The organism is Micromonospora ureilytica (assembly GCF_015751765.1).
In the GTDB taxonomy this organism is placed as follows: domain Bacteria; phylum Actinomycetota; class Actinomycetes; order Mycobacteriales; family Micromonosporaceae; genus Micromonospora; species Micromonospora ureilytica.
In genome coordinates, this window is sequence record NZ_JADOTX010000001.1 from 6,308,866 (window position 1) to 6,327,782 (window position 18,917).

At 67.2% G+C, this 18,917-nt stretch carries 32 protein-coding genes; all 32 read left to right on the plus strand.

From position 1 onward, the window contains the following. The first annotated feature begins 197 nt into the window (after positions 1 to 197). The 32 genes from tuf (at position 198) to IW248_RS29125 (ending at position 18,886) form a co-directional block, all read left to right on the plus strand. Positions 198 to 1,391 carry an elongation factor Tu gene (gene tuf / locus IW248_RS28970; RefSeq protein ID WP_030489585.1) on the plus strand — a complete coding sequence of 398 codons (1,194 nt, stop codon included), beginning with the start codon at positions 198 to 200 and terminating at the stop codon, positions 1,389 to 1,391. A 349-nt stretch (positions 1,392 to 1,740) separates the two neighbouring features. Beyond that, the gene (gene rpsJ, locus IW248_RS28975) at positions 1,741 to 2,049 is read left to right on the plus strand and encodes a 30S ribosomal protein S10 (RefSeq protein ID WP_007073037.1); all 309 of its coding nucleotides are present in this window, start codon (positions 1,741 to 1,743) and stop codon (positions 2,047 to 2,049) included. Between the two features lie 11 nt (positions 2,050 to 2,060). Next, on the plus strand, positions 2,061 to 2,726 hold the full coding sequence (gene rplC, locus IW248_RS28980; RefSeq protein ID WP_088987574.1) for a 50S ribosomal protein L3: 666 nt from the start codon (positions 2,061 to 2,063) through the stop codon (positions 2,724 to 2,726). Further along, positions 2,723 to 3,373, plus strand: coding sequence for a 50S ribosomal protein L4 (gene rplD, locus IW248_RS28985; RefSeq protein WP_124816393.1), 651 nt, complete (start codon positions 2,723 to 2,725; stop codon positions 3,371 to 3,373). Before rplC ends, rplD begins: the two co-directional genes overlap by 4 nt. After that, on the plus strand, positions 3,370 to 3,672 hold the full coding sequence (gene rplW / locus IW248_RS28990; protein WP_007465304.1) for a 50S ribosomal protein L23: 303 nt from the start codon (positions 3,370 to 3,372) through the stop codon (positions 3,670 to 3,672). The genes rplD and rplW overlap by 4 nt, the downstream gene beginning before the upstream one ends. 12 nt (positions 3,673 to 3,684) lie before the next feature. Then, positions 3,685 to 4,524, plus strand: a complete 840-nt coding sequence (gene rplB, locus IW248_RS28995) for a 50S ribosomal protein L2 (protein ID WP_088950237.1) — start codon at positions 3,685 to 3,687, stop codon at positions 4,522 to 4,524. A gap of 12 nt (positions 4,525 to 4,536) precedes the next feature. Beyond that, complete coding sequence (gene rpsS, locus IW248_RS29000; RefSeq protein WP_007465299.1) at positions 4,537 to 4,818, plus strand: 30S ribosomal protein S19; 282 nt, start codon at positions 4,537 to 4,539, stop codon at positions 4,816 to 4,818. A gap of 41 nt (positions 4,819 to 4,859) precedes the next feature. Beyond that, positions 4,860 to 5,318, plus strand: coding sequence for a 50S ribosomal protein L22 (gene rplV / locus IW248_RS29005; RefSeq protein WP_007465297.1), 459 nt, complete (start codon positions 4,860 to 4,862; stop codon positions 5,316 to 5,318). After that, complete coding sequence (gene rpsC, locus IW248_RS29010; RefSeq protein ID WP_196929471.1) at positions 5,318 to 6,190, plus strand: 30S ribosomal protein S3; 873 nt, start codon at positions 5,318 to 5,320, stop codon at positions 6,188 to 6,190. The genes rplV and rpsC overlap by 1 nt, the downstream gene beginning before the upstream one ends. Positions 6,191 to 6,193: 3 nt before the next feature. Continuing rightward, a complete protein-coding gene (rplP, locus tag IW248_RS29015; protein ID WP_053653940.1) occupies positions 6,194 to 6,619 on the plus strand; it encodes a 50S ribosomal protein L16 in 426 nt (141 codons plus the stop codon). Further along, positions 6,619 to 6,855: a 50S ribosomal protein L29 gene (gene rpmC / locus IW248_RS29020; RefSeq protein ID WP_007465283.1), complete on the plus strand. Its 237-nt coding sequence runs from the start codon at positions 6,619 to 6,621 to the stop codon at positions 6,853 to 6,855. Before rplP ends, rpmC begins: the two co-directional genes overlap by 1 nt. Further along, positions 6,852 to 7,130: a 30S ribosomal protein S17 gene (gene rpsQ / locus IW248_RS29025; RefSeq protein WP_030489590.1), complete on the plus strand. Its 279-nt coding sequence runs from the start codon at positions 6,852 to 6,854 to the stop codon at positions 7,128 to 7,130. Before rpmC ends, rpsQ begins: the two co-directional genes overlap by 4 nt. Positions 7,131 to 7,223: 93 nt before the next feature. After that, positions 7,224 to 7,592, plus strand: a complete 369-nt coding sequence (gene rplN / locus IW248_RS29030; RefSeq protein ID WP_023358185.1) for a 50S ribosomal protein L14 — start codon at positions 7,224 to 7,226, stop codon at positions 7,590 to 7,592. Further along, positions 7,589 to 7,909, plus strand: coding sequence for a 50S ribosomal protein L24 (gene rplX / locus IW248_RS29035; protein ID WP_196929472.1), 321 nt, complete (start codon positions 7,589 to 7,591; stop codon positions 7,907 to 7,909). Before rplN ends, rplX begins: the two co-directional genes overlap by 4 nt. Beyond that, positions 7,909 to 8,475, plus strand: a complete 567-nt coding sequence (rplE, locus tag IW248_RS29040) for a 50S ribosomal protein L5 (RefSeq protein WP_196929473.1) — start codon at positions 7,909 to 7,911, stop codon at positions 8,473 to 8,475. Before rplX ends, rplE begins: the two co-directional genes overlap by 1 nt. A gap of 1 nt (position 8,476) precedes the next feature. After that, positions 8,477 to 8,662 carry a type Z 30S ribosomal protein S14 gene (locus tag IW248_RS29045; RefSeq protein ID WP_007465272.1) on the plus strand — a complete coding sequence of 62 codons (186 nt, stop codon included), beginning with the start codon at positions 8,477 to 8,479 and terminating at the stop codon, positions 8,660 to 8,662. Between the two features lie 115 nt (positions 8,663 to 8,777). After that, positions 8,778 to 9,185: a 30S ribosomal protein S8 gene (gene rpsH, locus IW248_RS29050; protein ID WP_124816396.1), complete on the plus strand. Its 408-nt coding sequence runs from the start codon at positions 8,778 to 8,780 to the stop codon at positions 9,183 to 9,185. Positions 9,186 to 9,201: 16 nt separating this feature from the next. After that, positions 9,202 to 9,744 (plus strand): 50S ribosomal protein L6, encoded by a 543-nt coding sequence (gene rplF / locus IW248_RS29055; RefSeq protein ID WP_091402383.1) that lies wholly within the window; start codon positions 9,202 to 9,204, stop codon positions 9,742 to 9,744. After that, positions 9,741 to 10,130, plus strand: coding sequence for a 50S ribosomal protein L18 (gene rplR, locus IW248_RS29060; RefSeq protein WP_091402381.1), 390 nt, complete (start codon positions 9,741 to 9,743; stop codon positions 10,128 to 10,130). The genes rplF and rplR overlap by 4 nt, the downstream gene beginning before the upstream one ends. Positions 10,131 to 10,163: 33 nt before the next feature. Further along, entirely contained in the window at positions 10,164 to 10,778 is a 615-nt protein-coding gene (rpsE, locus tag IW248_RS29065) for a 30S ribosomal protein S5 (protein WP_007465263.1), read from the plus strand. Further along, positions 10,778 to 10,960 carry a 50S ribosomal protein L30 gene (gene rpmD / locus IW248_RS29070; RefSeq protein WP_007465262.1) on the plus strand — a complete coding sequence of 61 codons (183 nt, stop codon included), beginning with the start codon at positions 10,778 to 10,780 and terminating at the stop codon, positions 10,958 to 10,960. Before rpsE ends, rpmD begins: the two co-directional genes overlap by 1 nt. Further along, positions 10,960 to 11,403 carry a 50S ribosomal protein L15 gene (gene rplO, locus IW248_RS29075; protein WP_030329906.1) on the plus strand — a complete coding sequence of 148 codons (444 nt, stop codon included), beginning with the start codon at positions 10,960 to 10,962 and terminating at the stop codon, positions 11,401 to 11,403. Before rpmD ends, rplO begins: the two co-directional genes overlap by 1 nt. A gap of 233 nt (positions 11,404 to 11,636) precedes the next feature. Beyond that, on the plus strand, positions 11,637 to 12,965 hold the full coding sequence (secY, locus tag IW248_RS29080) for a preprotein translocase subunit SecY (RefSeq protein WP_124816398.1): 1,329 nt from the start codon (positions 11,637 to 11,639) through the stop codon (positions 12,963 to 12,965). Continuing rightward, positions 12,966 to 13,619 (plus strand): adenylate kinase, encoded by a 654-nt coding sequence (locus IW248_RS29085; RefSeq protein ID WP_088950228.1) that lies wholly within the window; start codon positions 12,966 to 12,968, stop codon positions 13,617 to 13,619. It begins immediately after the preceding gene. A gap of 87 nt (positions 13,620 to 13,706) precedes the next feature. Further along, a complete protein-coding gene (gene map / locus IW248_RS29090; RefSeq protein ID WP_196929474.1) occupies positions 13,707 to 14,558 on the plus strand; it encodes a type I methionyl aminopeptidase in 852 nt (283 codons plus the stop codon). A gap of 144 nt (positions 14,559 to 14,702) precedes the next feature. Then, entirely contained in the window at positions 14,703 to 15,236 is a 534-nt protein-coding gene (locus IW248_RS29095) for a DUF1707 SHOCT-like domain-containing protein (protein WP_372432773.1), read from the plus strand. Between the two features lie 321 nt (positions 15,237 to 15,557). Next, positions 15,558 to 15,779 carry a translation initiation factor IF-1 gene (gene infA / locus IW248_RS29100; RefSeq protein WP_007073013.1) on the plus strand — a complete coding sequence of 74 codons (222 nt, stop codon included), beginning with the start codon at positions 15,558 to 15,560 and terminating at the stop codon, positions 15,777 to 15,779. Between the two features lie 91 nt (positions 15,780 to 15,870). Next, on the plus strand, positions 15,871 to 15,984 hold the full coding sequence (rpmJ, locus tag IW248_RS29105; protein WP_088952025.1) for a 50S ribosomal protein L36: 114 nt from the start codon (positions 15,871 to 15,873) through the stop codon (positions 15,982 to 15,984). 265 nt (positions 15,985 to 16,249) lie between these two features. Then, on the plus strand, positions 16,250 to 16,630 hold the full coding sequence (rpsM, locus tag IW248_RS29110; RefSeq protein WP_030329917.1) for a 30S ribosomal protein S13: 381 nt from the start codon (positions 16,250 to 16,252) through the stop codon (positions 16,628 to 16,630). 87 nt (positions 16,631 to 16,717) lie between these two features. Continuing rightward, positions 16,718 to 17,125, plus strand: a complete 408-nt coding sequence (rpsK, locus tag IW248_RS29115; protein WP_030329919.1) for a 30S ribosomal protein S11 — start codon at positions 16,718 to 16,720, stop codon at positions 17,123 to 17,125. A 13-nt stretch (positions 17,126 to 17,138) separates the two neighbouring features. After that, positions 17,139 to 17,765 carry a 30S ribosomal protein S4 gene (rpsD, locus tag IW248_RS29120; RefSeq protein WP_030489600.1) on the plus strand — a complete coding sequence of 209 codons (627 nt, stop codon included), beginning with the start codon at positions 17,139 to 17,141 and terminating at the stop codon, positions 17,763 to 17,765. 98 nt (positions 17,766 to 17,863) lie between these two features. Continuing rightward, complete coding sequence (locus IW248_RS29125) at positions 17,864 to 18,886, plus strand: DNA-directed RNA polymerase subunit alpha (RefSeq protein ID WP_007465227.1); 1,023 nt, start codon at positions 17,864 to 17,866, stop codon at positions 18,884 to 18,886. The last annotated feature ends 31 nt before the right edge of the window (positions 18,887 to 18,917 follow it).

The window sequence follows — 18,917 nt, forward strand, 5'->3', positions numbered from 1 at the left end:
ATTCGTGGTTGGTCGCGGGAGGGTTCGCCCGCCTGCGGCCACCACGATCGGATCGCGTGAGACCGGGCCTGTAGGCTTCATCGCCGCAGAACCCACAAAGGCTCTCCGGCCGTCAGGCCGGAAAGGCTGTCGACAGAGTCCTAAGCGCCGACCGGCGCGCCGGGCGTACGAACCAAGAAGTCCACAGGAGGACACCAGTGGCGAAGGCTAAGTTCGAGCGGACTAAGCCGCACGTCAACATCGGCACCATTGGTCACATCGACCACGGTAAGACGACGCTGACGGCGGCCATCACCAAGGTCCTGCACGACCAGTACCCGGACCTGAACCCTTACACGCCGTTCGACGAGATCGACAAGGCGCCGGAGGAGAAGGCCCGCGGCATCACGATCTCGATCGCACACGTCGAGTACCAGACCGAGTCGCGGCACTACGCGCACGTCGACTGCCCTGGGCACGCCGACTACATCAAGAACATGATCACCGGTGCCGCGCAGATGGACGGCGCGATCCTGGTGGTCGCGGCGACCGACGGCCCGATGCCGCAGACCCGCGAGCACGTGCTGCTGGCCCGTCAGGTCGGTGTGCCGTACATCGTCGTGGCGCTCAACAAGAGCGACATGGTCGATGACGAGGAGCTCCTGGAGCTCGTCGAGCTCGAGGTCCGTGAGCTGCTCTCCTCGCAGGAGTACCCGGGTGACGACCTGCCGGTCGTTCGGGTTTCGGCGCTGAAGGCCCTCGAGGGTGACCCCGAGTGGACCGGCAAGCTGCTGGACCTGATGACCGCTGTCGACACCTCGATCCCGCAGCCGGAGCGCGAGGTTGACAAGCCGTTCCTGATGCCGGTTGAGGACGTCTTCACGATCACCGGTCGTGGCACCGTCGTCACCGGTCGCGTGGAGCGCGGCGTTCTCCTGCCGAACGAGGATGTTGAGCTCGTCGGCATCAAGGAGAAGAGCTTCAAGACCAAGGTCACCGCGATCGAGATGTTCCGGAAGACCCTGGACGACGCCCGCGCAGGCGAGAACGTCGGCCTGCTGCTGCGTGGCACCAAGCGCGACGAGGTCGAGCGCGGCATGGTCGTCGTGAAGCCGGGCTCGAACACCCCGCACACGGAGTTCGAGGCGACGGTCTACATCCTCTCCAAGGAGGAGGGCGGCCGGCACACCCCGTTCTTCCAGAACTACCGTCCGCAGTTCTACTTCCGGACCACGGACGTCACCGGTGTCGTCACCCTCCCCGAGGGCACCGAGATGGTCATGCCGGGTGACAACACGTCCATGTCGGTGAAGCTGATCCAGCCCATCGCCATGGAGGAGAACCTCAAGTTCGCGATCCGCGAGGGTGGCCGCACCGTCGGCGCCGGGTTCGTCACCAAGATTAACAAGTGAACTAGGTAACCCCGATTAGACCCGCCGCCGGTCGTGCGGCATACTAGTCAGGTTGCGTAAAGACAGTTCGTCGCCTGTGTTCGGCTTTCGCTGAACCTCCGGGTGGCGAGGCAGTCGAGCGTAGGGTGGTTGGCGGCCCAGTCGCCAACCACCCTCGCACGGCGTTCAGGTCGCGGTAATGCGATCGGCGCCTTGACCCCCACACGGTCAGCACCACTCCGGAACCACGGGGCGGAGCTCGCCCCGAGGGCGCGACACGCCCGACCGCGGGGGTCGGCGAAGTGGGCCTGTGCCAGCCGGTACAGGCGCCCGCAACACAGCGGCATCGAGAGAAGGAACAGAAGCCACCATGGCGGGACAGAAGATCCGCATCCGGCTCAAGGCCTATGACCACGAGGTCGTCGACTCCTCGGCTCGGAAGATCGTCGAGACGGTGACGCGCACCGGGGCGCAGGTCGCGGGCCCGGTGCCGCTGCCCACGGAGATCAACCGTTTCTGCGTTATCCGCTCGCCGCACAAGTACAAGGACTCGCGCGAGCACTTCGAGATGCGCACGCACAAGCGGCTGATCGACATCATCGACCCGACCCCGAAGACGGTCGACTCGCTCATGCGCCTCGACCTGCCGGCTGGCGTCGACATCGAGATCAAGCTGTAGGGACCGGACAAATGGACAGGCAAGTCAAGGGGATCCTGGGCGCCAAGCTCGGCATGACCCAGGTCTGGGACAACAACCGTGTTGTTCCCGTGACCGTGGTCGAGGCCGGCCCGTGCGTCATCAGCCAGGTTCGTAGCGCCGAGAAGGACGGTTACTCAGCGGTCCAGCTGGCATACGGCACCATCGACCCGCGCAAGGTCAAGAAGCCGATCAGCGGGCACTACGCCAAGGCGGATGTGGCGCCGCGCCGGCACATCGTCGAGCTGCGCACCACGGACGCTGGGGAATACTCGCTCGGCCAGGAAGTCACTGTCGAGGAGTTCCCGGCCGGCGTCACCATCGACGTCACCGGCAAGACCAAGGGCAAGGGCTACGCCGGCCCGATGAAGCGGCACGGCTTCCACGGCCTGGGCGCCGGCCACGGTGTCGAGCGTAAGCACCGCTCGCCCGGCTCCATCGGCGCCTGCGCCACTCCGGGTCGTGTCTTCAAGGGCACCCGGATGGCCGGCCGCATGGGTGGCGTGCGATACACCGTGCAGAACCTCACCGTCCAGGCGGTCGACACCGAGAACAACCTGCTGCTCGTCCGGGGTGCCATTCCTGGCCCCAAGGGCGCGCTGGTTCTGGTCCGGACCGCGGCCAAGAGCAAGGTGAAGAAGGGCGGTGCGGCCAAGTGACCACCGTTGACGTGCGCACCGTCGAAGGCACCACCAGCAGCTCGGTCGAGCTGCCGGCGGACATCTTCGACGTGCAGGCCAACGTCGCGCTGATGCACCAGGTCGTGGTGGCCCAGCTCGCGGCGGCCCGACAGGGCACGCACAAGGTTAAGACCCGCGGCGAGGTCGCCGGTGGCGGCAAGAAGCCGTACAAGCAGAAGGGCACCGGTCGCGCCCGGCAGGGCTCGATCCGCGCGCCGCAGTTCGCCGGCGGTGGCGTCGTGCACGGTCCCGTGCCGCGCGACTACAGCCAGCGGACCCCGAAGAAGATGAAGGCCGCCGCTCTGCGCGGTGCCCTCTCCGACCGGGCTCGCGCCGGGCAGGTGCACGTCGTCGAGGCGTTCGTCTCGGGCGAGAAGCCGTCGACCAAGGCGGCCCTGGCCACGCTGACGAAGCTGACCGAGGCCCGTCGGGTCCTGGTCGTGCTGAGCAGCACCGACGAGCTGAACTGGGTGTCGCTGCGCAACGAGCCGCGCGTGCACCTGATCGAGTCCGGCCAGCTGAACACGTACGACGTGCTGGTGGCCGACGACGTGGTCTTCACCAAGGACGCCCTGGACGAGTTCCTGGGCGTGCCCGCCGAGACCACCGAGGAGGGTGGCAAGTGAGCACCATCGCCGACCCGCGCGACATCATCGTGGCGCCGGTCGTCTCGGAGAAGAGCTACAGCGAGCTGAACCGGAACTGGTACACCTTCCTGGTGCACCCGGACGCGAACAAGACCGAGATCAAGATCGCTATCCAGCAGATCTTCAACGTCCGCGTCCTGACGGTCAACACGCTCAACCGCCAGGGTAAGCGCAAGCGCACCAAGACCGGCTTCGGTCAGCGCAAGGCGACCAAGCGGGCGATCGTGAAGCTGGCTGACGGTGACCGTATCGAGGCCTTCGGCGGCCCGGTCAGCTGAGGGGTGTAGACAATGGCTATCCGTAAGTACAAGCCGACGACGCCGGGCCGACGTGGCTCGAGTGTCGCTGACTTCGCCGAGATCACCCGGTCCACGCCGGAGAAGTCGCTGCTGGCTCCGTTGCCGAAGAAGGGCGGGCGTAACGCCCACGGCCGGATCACCACGCGACACCACGGTGGCGGTCACAAGCGTCAGTACCGTCTGATCGACTTCAAGCGGGTCGACAAGGACGGCGTGCCGGCGAAGGTCGCTCACATCGAATACGACCCGAACCGCACGGCGCGCATCGCGCTGCTGCACTACGCCGACGGCGAGAAGCGGTACATCATCGCGCCGAAGGACATGAAGCAGGGCGACCGCGTCGAGTCCGGTCCGGGCGCCGACATCAAGCCGGGTAACAACCTGCCGCTGCGCAACATCCCGGTCGGTACCACGATCCACAACGTGGAGCTGCGTCCGGGCGGCGGGGCCAAGCTGGCCCGTTCCGCAGGCGTCGGCATCCAGCTGCTCGGCCGCGAGGGCGCGTACGCGACCCTTCGTATGCCGTCCGGTGAGATCCGGCGTGTGGACGTGCGCTGCCGCGCCAGCGTCGGCGAGATCGGCAACGCCGACCAGTCGAACATCAACTGGGGTAAGGCCGGCCGGATGCGGTGGAAGGGCAAGCGCCCGACCGTCCGTGGTGTCGCCATGAACCCGGTCGACCACCCGCACGGTGGTGGTGAGGGTAAGACCTCCGGTGGTCGCCACCCGGTCAACCCGCAGGGTAAGCCCGAGGGCCGCACCCGCCGTAAGGGCCAGCCGAGTGACCGGCTGATCGTCCGCCGCCGCTACGCCACGCGTAAGCGCGGCTGAGGGAGATAAGACATGCCTCGCAGCCTGAAGAAGGGCCCGTTCGTAGACGACCACCTGCTCAAGAAGGTGGAAGTTCAGAACGACAAGGGCTCCAAGAACGTGATCAAGACCTGGTCGCGGCGCTCGACGATCATCCCCGAGATGCTGGGGCACACGATCGCCGTGCATGACGGACGCAAGCACGTCCCGGTGTTCGTGACCGAGGCGATGGTCGGGCACAAGCTCGGCGAGTTCGCGCTGACCCGCACGTTCAAGGGTCACGAGAAGGACGACCGGAAGAGCCGTCGGCGCTGACGCCGCGGGCATACGGATAGAGGGAACAAGGGGTTACAGCGATGCCAGGAAAGGGCGACGCTCCGGTGCTTCCGGGCGCGCGGGCGGTTGCGCGGCACGTGCGCATCTCGCCGATGAAGGCGCGCCGGGTGGTCAACCTCGTCCGCGGCCTGCCCGCGAAGGAGGCGCTCACGGTGCTGCAGTTCGCGCCGCAGGCTGCGAGCGAGCAGGTGTACAAGGTGCTCGCTAGCGCGATCGCCAACGCGGAGAACAACGAGCGGCTGGACCCCGACGCGCTGCTCGTCAGCGAGGCCTTCGTGGATGAGGGCCCGACGATGAAGCGGTTCCAGCCGCGGGCGCAGGGTCGGGCGTACCGAATCCGCAAGCGCACCTGCCACATCACCGTGGCGGTCGAAGCGGTCGCGCCGGCAGCGCCGAGGAAGGCCGCGGCGAAGAAGGCCGCCCCGGCCACGGAGGCCGCACCGGCCGAAGCGCAGAGCAAGACGGAGGACGCCGAGTAATGGGTCAGAAGGTTCACCCCACTGGGTTCCGGCTCGGCATCTCGACCGACTGGAAGTCCCGCTGGTTCGCGGACAAGCTCTACAAGGACTACATCGGCGAGGATGTCAAGATCCGCCGCATGATGTCCAAGGGCCTCGAGCGTGCCGGGATTTCCAAGGTCGACATCGAGCGCACCCGCGACCGGGTCCGGGTCGACATCCACACCGCCCGGCCGGGCATTGTCATCGGCCGTAAGGGTGCGGAGGCCGACCGGATCCGCGGTGAGCTCGAGAAGCTCACCGGCAAGCAGGTTCAGCTGAACATCATCGAGGTGAAGAACCCCGAGTCGGACGCTCAGCTGGTCGCGCAGGGCGTGGCCGAGCAGCTGTCCAGCCGGGTCAGCTTCCGTCGGGCGATGCGCAAGGCCATGCAGTCGGCGATGAAGAACCCGGTCTGCAAGGGCATCCGGGTTCAGGTTTCGGGTCGCCTCGGCGGCGCCGAGATGAGCCGGACCGAGTTCTACCGTGAGGGCCGGGTTCCGCTGCACACGCTGCGGGCCAACATCGAGTACGGCTTCTTCGAGGCTCGTACCACGTTCGGTCGGATCGGTGTGAAGGTCTGGATCTACAAGGGCGACGCCGTCATGGGCGGCCGGGAGGCTCCGGCCGAGGCCGGTCCGTCCCGCCCGCGTCGTGGTGAGCGTGGCGACCGTCCCGAGCGTCCGCGTCGTGGCCGGTCGGGTTCGTCCGGCACCACGGCTGGTGGCACCGAGGCCGGTCGGGCTGCTGCGACCACCATCGCGCAGCAGGCCGAGACGCCGAGCGGCGAGCCGGTCGACAGCGCAGCTGTCGCCGCCACTGCTGCTCCGGCAGAAACGCAGCAGGAGGGCTGACAGATGCTGATGCCGCGCAAGCCTCCGAAGGGCTTCCGCAAGCCGCACCACCCGGACCGCAGTGGCGCGTCCAAGGGTGGTAACCGGGTGGTGTTCGGCGAGTTCGGGATCCAGGCTCTCGAGCCGGCGTACGTGACGAACCGGCAGATCGAGTCGGCACGTATCGCGATGACTCGCCACATCAAGCGTGGTGGCAAGGTCTGGATCACGATCTTCCCGGACCAGGCCCTCACCAAGAAGCCTGCCGAGACCCGGATGGGTTCCGGTAAGGGTTCGCCCGAGTGGTGGGTCGCCAACGTCAAGCCGGGGCGGGTTCTCTTCGAGATGTCCTTCCCCAACGAGCAGACCGCGCGAGAGGCTATGCGTCGCGCGATCCACAAGCTCCCGATGAAGTGCCGCATTGTTACGCGCGAAGTGGGTGAATCCTGATGGCAGCGGGCGTTAAGGCGACCGAGCTGCGTGAGCTCTCCGAAGAGGAGCTGGTCACGAAGCTGCGGGAGGCCAAGGCGGAGCTGTTCAACCTCCGCGTGCAGGCCGCAACCGGGCAGCTGGACAACAACCGGCGGTTGCAGGTCATCCGTCGGGAGATCGCCCGGATCTACACGATCATGCGTGAGCGCGAGCTGGGGCTCTCGGCCGCGCCGACTGAGGTGACTGCATCATGACCGAAGAGACCGCCACCGCCGCCGCGCGGTCGCGCCGCAAGGTCCGCGAGGGCCTGGTGATCAGCGACAAGATGGACAAGACCGTCGTTGTCGAGGTCGAGGACCGGGTTCGGCACGCGCTGTACGGCAAGATCATGCGCCGTACGGCCAAGCTGAAGGTGCACGACGAGCAGAACGCCGCTGGCACCGGTGACCGGGTTCTCATCATGGAGACCCGGCCGCTGAGCGCCACCAAGCGTTGGCGGATCGTGGAGATCCTGGAAAAGGCCAAGTAGCGAAGGCTCGAGCCCGGCGTTGCGTCGGGCGTAGGTTCCGCCAGGCTCCGGCCGCTACGGCGGCCGGAGAACCGGCAGACATAGGAGATAGACGTGATTCAGCAGGAGTCGCGACTGCGCGTCGCCGACAACACGGGTGCCCGGGAGATCCTGTGCATCCGGGTTCTCGGCGGCTCGGGTCGGCGCTACGCGAGTATCGGCGACGTCATCGTGGCCACGGTCAAGGACGCGATCCCGGGTGCCGGTGTGAAGAAGGGCGACGTCGTCAAGGCGGTCATCGTTCGCACGGCCAAGGAGAGGCGTCGGCCGGACGGCTCGTACATCCGCTTCGACGAGAACGCCGCCGTCATCATCAAGGACGGCGGGGACCCGCGTGGTACCCGCATCTTCGGCCCGGTGGGCCGGGAGCTGCGGGACAAGCGGTTCATGAAGATTATTTCCCTCGCGCCGGAGGTGTTGTGACCGTGAAGGTCAAGAAGGGCGACACGGTCGTCATCATCGCCGGCAAGGACAAGGGTGCCAAGGGCAAGGTCATCGCGGCCTACCCGCGGCAGGACAAGGTCCTGGTCGAGGGCGTGAACCGGGTCAAGAAGCACACCCGAATCAGCACCACCCAGCGTGGCGCCAAGACCGGCGGCATCGTCACTCAGGAGGCCCCGATCCACGTCTCGAACGTGCAGGTCCTGGACTCCGACGGCAAGCCGACCCGCGTCGGTTACCGGTTCGACGACAACGGCCACAAGGTCCGCATCGCGCGTAGCACCGGTAAGGACCTGTGATGACCACGGCTACCGAAAAGACCATGCCGCGCCTCAAGGAGCGGTACCGCAACGAGATCGCGGCGCAGCTGCGTGAGCAGCACAGCTACGGCAACCCTATGCAGGTGCCGCGGCTGGTCAAGATCGTCGTCAACATGGGTGTCGGTGAGGCTGCTCGCGACGCCAAGCTGATCGACGGTGCGGTCCGCGACCTCGCCACGATCACCGGCCAGAAGCCGCAGGTGCGGCGGGCGACCAAGTCCATCGCGCAGTTCAAGCTCCGCGAGGGCATGCCGATCGGCGCGAAGGTCACCCTTCGTGGCGACCGGATGTGGGAGTTCATGGACCGGCTGCTCTCCATCGCGCTGCCGCGTATCCGCGACTTCCGCGGGCTGGACGGGCGCAAGCTGGACGGGCACGGCAACTACACGTTCGGTCTGACCGAGCAGTCGGTGTTCCACGAGATCGACCAGGACCGGATCGATCGCCAGCGGGGCATGGACATCACGGTGGTCACGACCGCCACGACCGACGACGAGGGCCGGGCGCTGCTCAAGCTCCTGGGCTTCCCGTTCAAGGAGAACTGAGATGGCCAAGAAGGCGCTGATCATCAAGGCGGCCGCGAAGCCGAAGTTCTCGGTTCGCGCGTACACCCGCTGCCAGCGGTGCGGGCGTCCGAAGGCGGTCTACCGCAAGTTCGGGCTCTGCCGGGTCTGCATCCGGGAGATGGCTCACCGCGGTGAGCTGCCGGGCGTGTCCAAGGCTTCCTGGTAAGGGCGACCGCGTCCCGGCCGTCGGCCGGGACTCCTGCACCGATTAGGTATTGCTCTTCGCCGTAGGCCCGGGGCTGATGCCCCGGGAACCCCGGCGAGAAAGGCTGACGAAATCCATGACGATGACCGACCCGATCGCAGACATGCTCACGCGTCTGCGTAACGCCAACCAGGCGTACCACGATCAGGTGAAGATGCCCTACTCCAAGATCAAGGCGAACATCGCCGAGGTCCTGAAGGCCGAGGGTTACATCTCCACCTGGTCGGTCGAGGAGCCCGAGGAGGGCGCCGTCGGCAAGCGACTGGTCGTCGAGCTGAAGTACGGCCAGAGCCGCGAGCGGAGCCTGGCCGGCATCAAGCGCGTGTCCAAGCCCGGTCTCCGGGTGTACGCCAAGTCGGACGGGCTCCCGCGGGTGCTCGGTGGGCTGGGTGTGGCGATCATTTCGACGTCCCAGGGGCTGCTGACCGACCGGCAGGCCCGCAAGCGGAGTGTTGGCGGGGAAGTCCTCGCCTTCGTCTGGTAACGGGAGACAGGTAGAAATGTCGCGAATTGGACGTAAGTCGATCCCGGTGCCAGCCGGCGTCGACATCACGATCGACGGGCAGACCGTCAAGGTCAAGGGCCCCAAGGGCCAGCTCCAGCACACCCTCGCCGAGCCGATCACGGTCGAGCGGGCCGAGGATGGGCAGCTGAGCGTCAACCGGCCGAACGACGAGCGCAAGGCCAAGGAACTCCACGGCCTGAGCCGTACGCTGGTTGCCAACATGATCGTCGGGGTCACCGAGGGCTACCGCAAGAGCCTGGAGATCGCCGGCACCGGTTACCGGGTCACCGCCAAGGGTTCGGACCTCGAGTTCGCGCTCGGGTTCTCGCACCCGGTGGTCGTCCCCGCCCCGGCGGGCATCACCTTCACGGTGGAGCGGCCGACCCTGTTCCACGTGGCTGGCATCGACAAGCAGCAGGTCGGTGAGGTCGCCGCCAACATCCGGAAGATCCGCCCGCCGGAGCCCTACAAGGGCAAGGGCGTCAAGTACCAGGGCGAGGTCATCCGCCGCAAGGCTGGAAAGGCAGGTAAGAAGTGAGCGCCACGCTGCTCAAGCGCCGCCGCGGTGTCGCCGCCAAGCGCGCCGTTGGGCGTGCGCGTCGACACTTCCGCGTCCGCAAGAACGTCAGCGGTACGGCCGAGCGTCCGCGCCTGGTCGTCACCCGCTCGCTGCGGCACATGGTCGCCCAGGTCGTCGACGACACCAAGGGTCACACCCTGGCGTCGGCGTCGACCCTGGACGCCTCGCTGCGCGGTGCGGAGGGCGACAAGAGCGCCCTGGCCGGCAAGGTGGGCGCCCTGCTCGCCGAGCGGGCCAAGGCCGCCGGCGTCTCCAAGGTCGTCTTCGACCGCGGTGGCAACCGGTACGCGGGGCGAGTCGCCGCGCTTGCCGACGCCGCCCGCGAAGCCGGGCTCGAGTTCTAACAACCCCGTCACGAGAGAGAAGGAAGGCTGCTGATGCCAGGTCAACAGCGCCGTGGCGGCGGGTCCGGTGGCAACGAGGGTGGTCGCCGCGACAACCGCCGTGAGGGCGGCCGCGGAAACGCGCCCGTCGAGAAGACCCCGCACCTTGAGCGGGTCGTCGCGATCAACCGCGTCGCCAAGGTCGTGAAGGGTGGTCGTCGCTTCAGCTTCACCGCCCTCGTGATCGTGGGCGACGGCGACGGCACGGTCGGCGTGGGCTACGGAAAGGCCAAGGAGGTGCCCGCGGCCATCGCCAAGGGCGTCGAGGAGGCCAAGAAGCACTTCTTCAAGGTTCCGCGGATCGGTCAGTCGATCCCGCACCCGGTGACGGGTGAGGACGCCGCTGGTGTGGTGCTGCTCAAGCCGGCCTCGGCCGGTACGGGTGTCATCGCCGGTGGACCGGTGCGTGCCGTGCTGGAGTGCGCCGGGATCCACGACGTGCTCTCCAAGAGCCTCGGCTCGTCGAACCCGATCAACATCGTGCACGCCACCGTGGCGGCCCTGAAGGGGCTTGAGTCCCCCGAGCAGGTCGCGGCGCGTCGTGGCCTGCCGGTGGAGGACGTCGCGCCGGCTGCCATGCTGGCGTCGCGTGCGGGGGTGGCGCGCTGATGGCACGCCTGAAGGTCACCCAGCTCCGGTCCGGTATCGGGACCAAGCACAACCAGCGTGAGTCGCTGCGTTCGCTCGGTCTCAAGCGGATCAACGACGTGGTGGTCAAGGAGGACCGGCCCGAGATCCGCGGCATGATCTTCACTGTGAGCCACCTCGTGAAGGTCGAGGAGGTCGAGTAATGACGATCAAGGTGCATCACCTGCGCCCGGCGCCCGGTTCCAAGACCGCGAAGACCCGTGTGGGTCGCGGTGAGGGTTCCAAGGGCAAGACCGCTGGTCGCGGTACCAAGGGTTCCAAGGCCCGCAAGAACATCTCGGCGGCGTTCGAGGGTGGGCAGATGCCCATCCACATGCGCCTGCCGAAGATGAAGGGCTTCAAGAACAAGTTCAAGGTGGTCTTCCAGGTGGTCAACCTGGACCGACTCGCTGAGCTGTTCCCGAACGGTGGTCAGGTCGGCCCGCTGGAGCTCGTCGAGTCCGGCGCGGTCCGCAAGGGTCACCCGGTCAAGGTCCTCGGCACCGGGGACCTCGGCGGTGTGGCGCTCCAGGTGTCTGCGCACGCGTTCAGTGCGTCGGCCAAGGAGAAGATCGCCGCTGCCGGTGGCTCCGTCACCGAACTGTAAGGCGTACGACCATGGCGCCCGTCCAGTTGAGAGCAACTGGCGGGCGCCATGGTGTGCCTGGGGCCCTGAGCGCCCGGTAACATCGGAATCGATTTATGTAGTCGGGCGCATCTGCCCGGACCGGGGTGAGGCTGTTAGAGTCCCATCCCAGCCATGGATTGCGGGCACTCGCCCGTGATCCACCCCGACCCGCCAGGGATCACCGGCGGCCCGCCTCGCGCAGGAGGAAGAAGTTGCTGTCCGCCTTTCTCAGTGCGTTCCGTACGCCTGACCTGCGCAAGAAGCTGCTGTTCACAGTAGGCATCATCGCGGTCTACCGGCTGGGTGCAACGCTCCCCAGCCCGGGCGTCTCGTACGGCAACGTGCAGAAGTGCCTCGACACCATCCAGGGTGACACCACCGGGGTGGTGAACCTGCTGAACCTCTTCTCCGGCGGAGCGCTGCTACAGCTCTCGGTCTTCGCGCTGGGCATCATGCCCTACATCACCGCGTCGATCATCCTGCAGCTGCTGACCGTCGTGATTCCCCGCCTGGAGCAGCTCCGCAAGGAGGGCCAGGCCGGTCAGGCGAAGATCACCCAGTACACCCGCTACCTGACCCTGGGTCTTGGTGTGCTGCAGGCCTCGGCCTTCGTGGCCCTGGCCCGCTCGGGTCAGCTGTTCCAGAACAAGTGCGACCAGTTCCCGATCATCCCCACCGGCACCGGCATCCCGGACTGGCTGACCCTGGCCATCCTGGTGATGACGATGACCGCCGGCACCGGCATGGTCATGTGGCTGGGTGAGCTGATCACCGACCGCGGCGTCGGCAACGGCATGTCCGTCCTGATCTTCACCTCGATCGCGGCGCGGCTGCCCAGCGAGGGCTGGCAGATCAAGACCAGCAAGGGCTGGGACATGTTCGCCCTGGTCATCGCGCTGGTCCTGGTGGTCATCACTGCGGTTACCTTCATCGAGCAGGCGCAGCGCCGGATCCCGGTGCAGTACGCCAAGCGGATGATCGGCCGGCGGATGTACGGCGGCACCTCGACCTACATCCCGCTCAAGGTCAACCAGGCGGGTGTGATCCCGGTCATCTTCGGGTCGTCGCTGCTCTACCTGCCGCAGTTGGCGCTGCAGTTCTTCGACCAGACCGACCCGGGCAAGACCCAGTCGTGGATCCAGAACAACCTGGTCAACCCGAGCAGCCCGATCTACATCGCGGTCTACTTCCTTCTGATCATCTTCTTCACGTACTTCTACGTCTCGATCACGTTCAACCCGACCGAGGTCGCGGACAACATGAAGAAGTACGGCGGGTTCGTGCCGGGCATCCGCCCGGGTAAGCCGACCGCCGACTACCTCGACTTCATCCTCAGCCGGATCACCCTGCCGGGAGCGCTCTACCTCGGCGTCATCTCGATCCTGCCGAACTTCTTCTTCATCTGGCTGGACAACCAGCAGTACCAGAACTTCCCGTTCGGCGGCACCGCTGTGCTCATCATGGTCGGCGTCGGTCTGGAGACCGTGAAGCAGATCGAGAGCCAACTCATGCAGCGGAACTACGAAGGGTTCCTGCGGTAGATGAGACTCGTTCTGGTTGGCCCGCCGGGGGCGGGCAAGGGCACACAGGCCGAGTTCATCGCCGCGCACCTCTCGGTGCCGAAGATTTCGACCGGAGACATCTTCCGGTCGAACGTCACCCAGGGCACCCCGCTCGGTGTCGAAGCGAAGCGGTACATGGACGCAGGCGAGCTGGTCCCGGACGAGGTCACCATCAACATGGTCCGGGACCGGCTGGCCGAGCCCGACGCCAGCGAGGGTTTCCTGCTCGACGGCTTCCCGCGGACGACTCCGCAGGCGGCCGCTCTGGACAAGCTCCTCGCCGATCTGGGCACCGCCCTGGATCTGGTCCTGGAGCTGGTCGTCGACGACGACGAGGTGATCCGGCGGCTCTCCGGTCGGCGTACCTGCCGGGGCTGCGGCAAGATCTGGCACGTCGAGTTCGACGCCACCACCCGGCCGGGCATCTGTGACAGGTGCGGCGCCGAGCTGTTCCAGCGCGACGACGACAAGCCGGAGACGATCGCCACACGCCTCCGCGAATACAGCGAGAAGACCGCACCCCTGGTCGACTACTACGGCGCTCAGGGCAAGCTGGTCGGGATCGACGCCACCGGGCCGGTGGAGGACGTCACCACCCGGGCCATCGACGCGTTGCGGTCGTACGGCGGCTGAGGTCCGGCCGGGCCACGGCGGATAGAGTGCGAACAGCGGGGTACGCGTTATGTGCCCCGCTGTTCGGCAACGAAAGGTAACCGCTCCATGCGTCGTCCCCAGCTGGACATCCAGCTGAAGACCCCTGACCAGATCGAGAAGATGCGGGCCGCCGGGCTGGTGGTGGCCGAGGCGCTGCGCCGGATGCGGGAGGCTGTTGCCCCCGGCGTGAGCACCGCCGATCTGGACGCCATCGCCGAGGCGACCATCCGCGAGGCGGGCGGCGTTCCGTCGTTCAAGGGCTATCACGGTTTCCCGGCGTCGATCTGCTCCTCGGTCAACGAGCAGGTCGTGCACGCCATCCCGTCGCCGAAGCAGGTGCTCCAGGCCGGTGACCTGATCTCCATCGACTGCGGCGCGGTGCTGGACGGGTGGCACGGCGACTCCGCGATCACGGTCGGGGTCGGTGACGTCGACCCGGCGCTGTTGAAGATGGCCGAGGTCGCCGAGGACGCGATGTGGGCTGGCATCGCCGCCGCCGCGCGTGGCGCGGCGAGCGGCAAGGGCCGCCTCACCGACATCTCGCACGCAGTGGAGACCGCTGTCCGCAAGGGCGGCCGGTACGGCATCGTCGACGGCTACGGCGGGCACGGCATCGGCACCGAGATGCACCAGGACCCGCACGTGCTCAACCATGGTCGGCCGGGCAAGGGCCCGCGACTGGTCCCCGGCATGGCGCTGGCCATCGAACCGATGATCACCATGGCGTCCCCGCGTACGGCCGAGCTGGCCGACGGGTGGACGGTCGTCACCCGGGACGGCTCGGTGGCGGCGCACGTCGAGCACTCGATGGCGCTGTTGCCGGACGGCGTCTGGGTGCTCACCGCGTTCGACGGCGGCCGAACCCGCCTGGGCGACCTGGTGACCGCCCGCCAACCAGCAGCCACAAGAACCCCCTAACCCCACCCCCGCCCGTTGATCATGAAGTTATTGCCCTGACACGCCGGTGAGGTTGGCAACAACTTCATGATCGACCAACTGTTGGGGGTCGGACGGGACTGGCGCGACGGTGGCATGCTTGCCGGCATGGACGGGCGCGACGGGATGCGAGCGGCGGACTCGGACCGTGCGGCGGTGGCCGACCGGTTGCGTGTCGCCCTCGACGAGGGCCGGTTGGATCTGCACGAGTACGACGAGCGGTTGCAGCGGGCCTACGCGGCACGCACGTACGCGGATCTGGAGGCTCTGCTCACCGACCTGCCGCCGGTGACGCCGGCGCAGCGTTCGGGCCTGGCGCCGGCCGCCGGAGCGACGGTGGGCCTGCTGGGTGACCAGCCCGGCCCGGCTGCCACCAGGGGCGTCACCGCCCGCTGGTTGGCTGAGGTGTGGTTCCCCTACCTGCGGGTGATCGCCATCGTGGTGACCATCTGGGCGGTCACGTCGTTGCTCAGCCAGGATCTGCTCTACTTCTGGCCGGCCTGGGTGGCGGGGCCGTGGGGCGCGGTGCTGGCGGTCCGTACGTTCACGGGGCTGGCCGCGAAGGAGCCCCAGCGCCAGGCCGTCAAGCGCCAACGCCGCCGAGACCGTAAGCAGGCGAAGCGCGCCATCAAACCGGACAACACCCCACCAGCCCCCTGACGTCCTCCGCCCCCACCCCGCTCGTTGATCATGAAGTTATTGCCGCCGGCGTCGGCGTGTCGTGACAATAACTTCATGATCAACGGCGCTCGGGGTGGGGTTGTTTGGGGTGCCGCGCGAGTCGGTGGGTGGTCGGTTTGGCGGCGGACCGCAGGCGGGCGTACACTTTCAGATCGGCGCACAGCGTCCACTCCGGCATGCCCACCCTGCGCTTCGGTGGGAGCTGGAGCCGCGGCTGGCGCGGGCTTCTGACTCTGATCAGATTTCCGTGTAAGACGTTGTGGGCCGCCCGGAGCAATCGACGTCAGGACAGCGGAGGACATGCCGAAAAAAGACGGAGCCATTGAGATCGAGGGTCGGGTCATCGAGCCCCTGCCGAACGCCATGTTCCGGGTGGAGCTCGCGAACGGCCACAAGGTGTTGGCTCACATCAGCGGCAAGATGCGGCAGCACTACATCCGCATCCTTCCGGAGGACCGGGTCGTCGTCGAACTTTCGCCGTACGACCTGACCCGCGGGCGCATCGTCTACCGCTACAAGTAGTCCTGACGACGGCCGGGAAGTCCCGTGTCCGTCTTCGACGTCTGGTGTCGTGCAACGCGCGTCCCCGGGCCAGATGGGAAGTAAGGCAACCGTGAAGGTCAAGCCGAGCGTCAAGAGGATCTGCCAGAAGTGCCGGGTTATCCGCCGGCACGGCCGGGTCATGGTCATCTGCAGCGACCCGCGCCACAAGCAGCGCCAGGGCTGACTCAGCCCGTCCGGCCGGAGCACGGCCGGGTGGCGTTGGTCCAGGTAGATCCCCAGCGACACGCACATCACACATGCTCGTCCCAGCCACGAGCGGTACGGAGACGTACCTCAGCGTGGCTGACCCCCGGTCGGAGGCCGGGGCCCGCTCGGGCAGCGACCGATCCCGGTCGCCGGCGCTCACCGCGTCGGAAAGACGGGACGGCCGGGAGCGGGGTGGGACGGGTCCACACCTCCGCCACACATCACGAGGAGTACGCCCGCACATGGCACGTCTAGTCGGCGTGGATCTCCCCCGCGAGAAGCGGTTGGAGATCGCGCTCACCTACATCTTCGGGGTCGGTCGCACCCGCGCCCTGGAGACACTCGCCGCCACCGGCATCTCGCCGGACAAGCGCGCTCGGGACCTCACGGACGAGGAGCTCGTGCAGCTCCGCGACCACATCGAGGGCAACTACAAGGTTGAAGGCGACCTGCGCCGCGAGGTCGCCGCTGACATCCGCCGCAAGGTTGAGATCGGCTGCTACGCCGGCATCCGGCACCGCCGGGGTCTGCCCGTGCGTGGCCAGCGGACCAAGACCAACGCACGGACCCGCAAGGGCCCGAAGCGGACCGTCGCCGGCAAGAAGAAGCCCGGCAAGAAGTAGTTCTTGACCGGATGACGGGGGTGGCCGCCGCCAAGGTGGGCCAGGCCGCAACCCGATCCGGACAGTCAACTAGGAGCGCACAGACTTATGCCACCGAAGGCTCGTGCCGGAGCCGCTGTAAAGAAGGTCCGGCGCAAGGAACGCAAGAACGTCGCCCACGGGCAGGCGCACATCAAGAGCACGTTCAACAACACCATCGTGTCCATCACGGACCCGACCGGTGCGGTCATCTCCTGGGCCTCCGCTGGCCAGGTCGGCTTCAAGGGCTCCCGCAAGTCGACTCCGTTCGCCGCGCAGCTGGCCGCCGAGGCTGCCGCGCGTCGCGCCATGGAGCACGGCATGCGCAAGGTCGACGTGTTCGTCAAGGGTCCCGGCTCCGGCCGGGAGACCGCCATCCGTTCGCTGCAGGCAGTGGGCCTCGAGGTCGGGCAGATCGCCGACGTCACCCCGCAGCCGCACAACGGGTGCCGTCCGCCGAAGCGTCGCCGGGTCTGAGAGGTAGAGAGAGATGGCTCGTTACACCGGTGCAGACTGCCGCCGTTGCCGGCGGGAGAAGATGAAGCTGTTCCTCAAGGGCAGCAAGTGCGATGGCCCGAAGTGCCCGTTCGAGTCCCGGCCGTTCCCGCCCGGGCAGCACGGCCGCGGCCGCACCAAGGAGACGGAGTACCTGCTCCAGCTCCGTGAGAAGCAGAAGGCCCGCCGTGTCTACGGCGTGCTGGAGAAGCAGTTCCGCGGTTACTACGAGGAAGCCGTTGGCAAGCAGGCCAAGACCGGTGAGGTCCTCCTGCAGATCCTCGAGTCGCGGCTGGACAACGTCGTTTACCGGGCCGGCTACGCCCACTCGCGGGACATGGCCCGCCAGCTGGTCAAGCACGGTCACTTCACGGTGAACGGCAAGAAGGTCGACATCCCGTCGTACCGCGTCAAGGAGCACGACATCATCGAGGTTCGGGGCAAGAGCAAGGAGCTCACCCCGTTCATCGTCGCGCAGGCTCAGGCCGGCTCGAAGACGGTTCCGGCGTGGCTTGAGGCCATCCCGAGCCAGATGAAGGTGCTCGTGCACTCCCTCCCGGCCCGGCAGGTCATCGACACGCAGGTCCAGGAGCAGTTGATCGTCGAGCTCTACTCCAAGTAGTCCGAGCTCGTTCGGTGGTCCGCCCTTCGGGGCGGGCCACCGGAACAGTTTGTGTCGTGGGCGTCAAATAGCGGGCGCCCCGGAAGAGAAGAGAAAAGATGCTCATCAGCCAGCGGCCCTCCCTCTCCGAGGAGTCGATCAACGAGACCCGGTCCCGGTTCGCCATCGAGCCGCTGGAGCCGGGCTTCGGCTACACCCTGGGCAACTCGCTGCGGCGCACGCTGCTGTCGTCGATCCCGGGCGCGGCCGTCACCTCGATCAAGATCGACGGTGTGCTGCACGAGTTCACCACGATCCCCGGTGTCAAGGAGGACGTGGTCGAGCTCGTCATGAACATCAAGGAGCTGTGCGTCAGCTCCGAGCACGACGAGCCGGTCAGCATGTACCTGCGCAAGCAGGGCCCGGGCGACGTGACCGCGGGCGACATCCAGCCGCCGGCCGGCGTCTCGGTGCACAACCCGGATCTCAAGCTCGCCACCCTGAACGGCAAGGGCCGGCTCGACATGGAGCTGACCGTCGAGCGGGGCCGTGGCTACGTGACGGCGGCGCAGAACAAGCAGTCCGGCGCCGAGATCGGCCGGATCCCGGTCGACTCGATCTACTCGCCGGTGCTGAAGGTGACCTACCGCGTCGAGGCGACCCGTGTCGAGCAGCGCACCGACTTCGACCGGCTGATCATCGACGTCGAGACCAAGCCGTCGATGGGTCCGCGTACCGCGCTGGCCTCCGCCGGTTCGACGCTGGTGGAGCTGTTCGGTCTGGCCCGGGAGCTGGACGAGACCGCCGAGGGCATCGACATCGGGCCGTCCCCGCAGGACGCCCAGCTGGCGGCGGACCTTGCCCTGCCGATCGAGGAGCTGGACCTCACCGTCCGCTCCTACAACTGCCTCAAGCGCGAGGGCATCAACTCCGTTGGTGAGCTCATCGGGCGTACCGAGGCCGACCTCCTCGACATTCGCAACTTCGGTCAGAAGTCGATCGACGAGGTCAAGATGAAGCTCGCCGGGATGGGTCTCGGGCTGAAGGACTCGGCTCCGAACTTCGACCCGGCGCACGTCGTGGACACCTTCGGCGAGGCCGACTACGACACCGACGACTACCGCGAGACCGAGCAGCTCTAGTCCGCGCTGCCGCCACAACTGAGGAGCACCA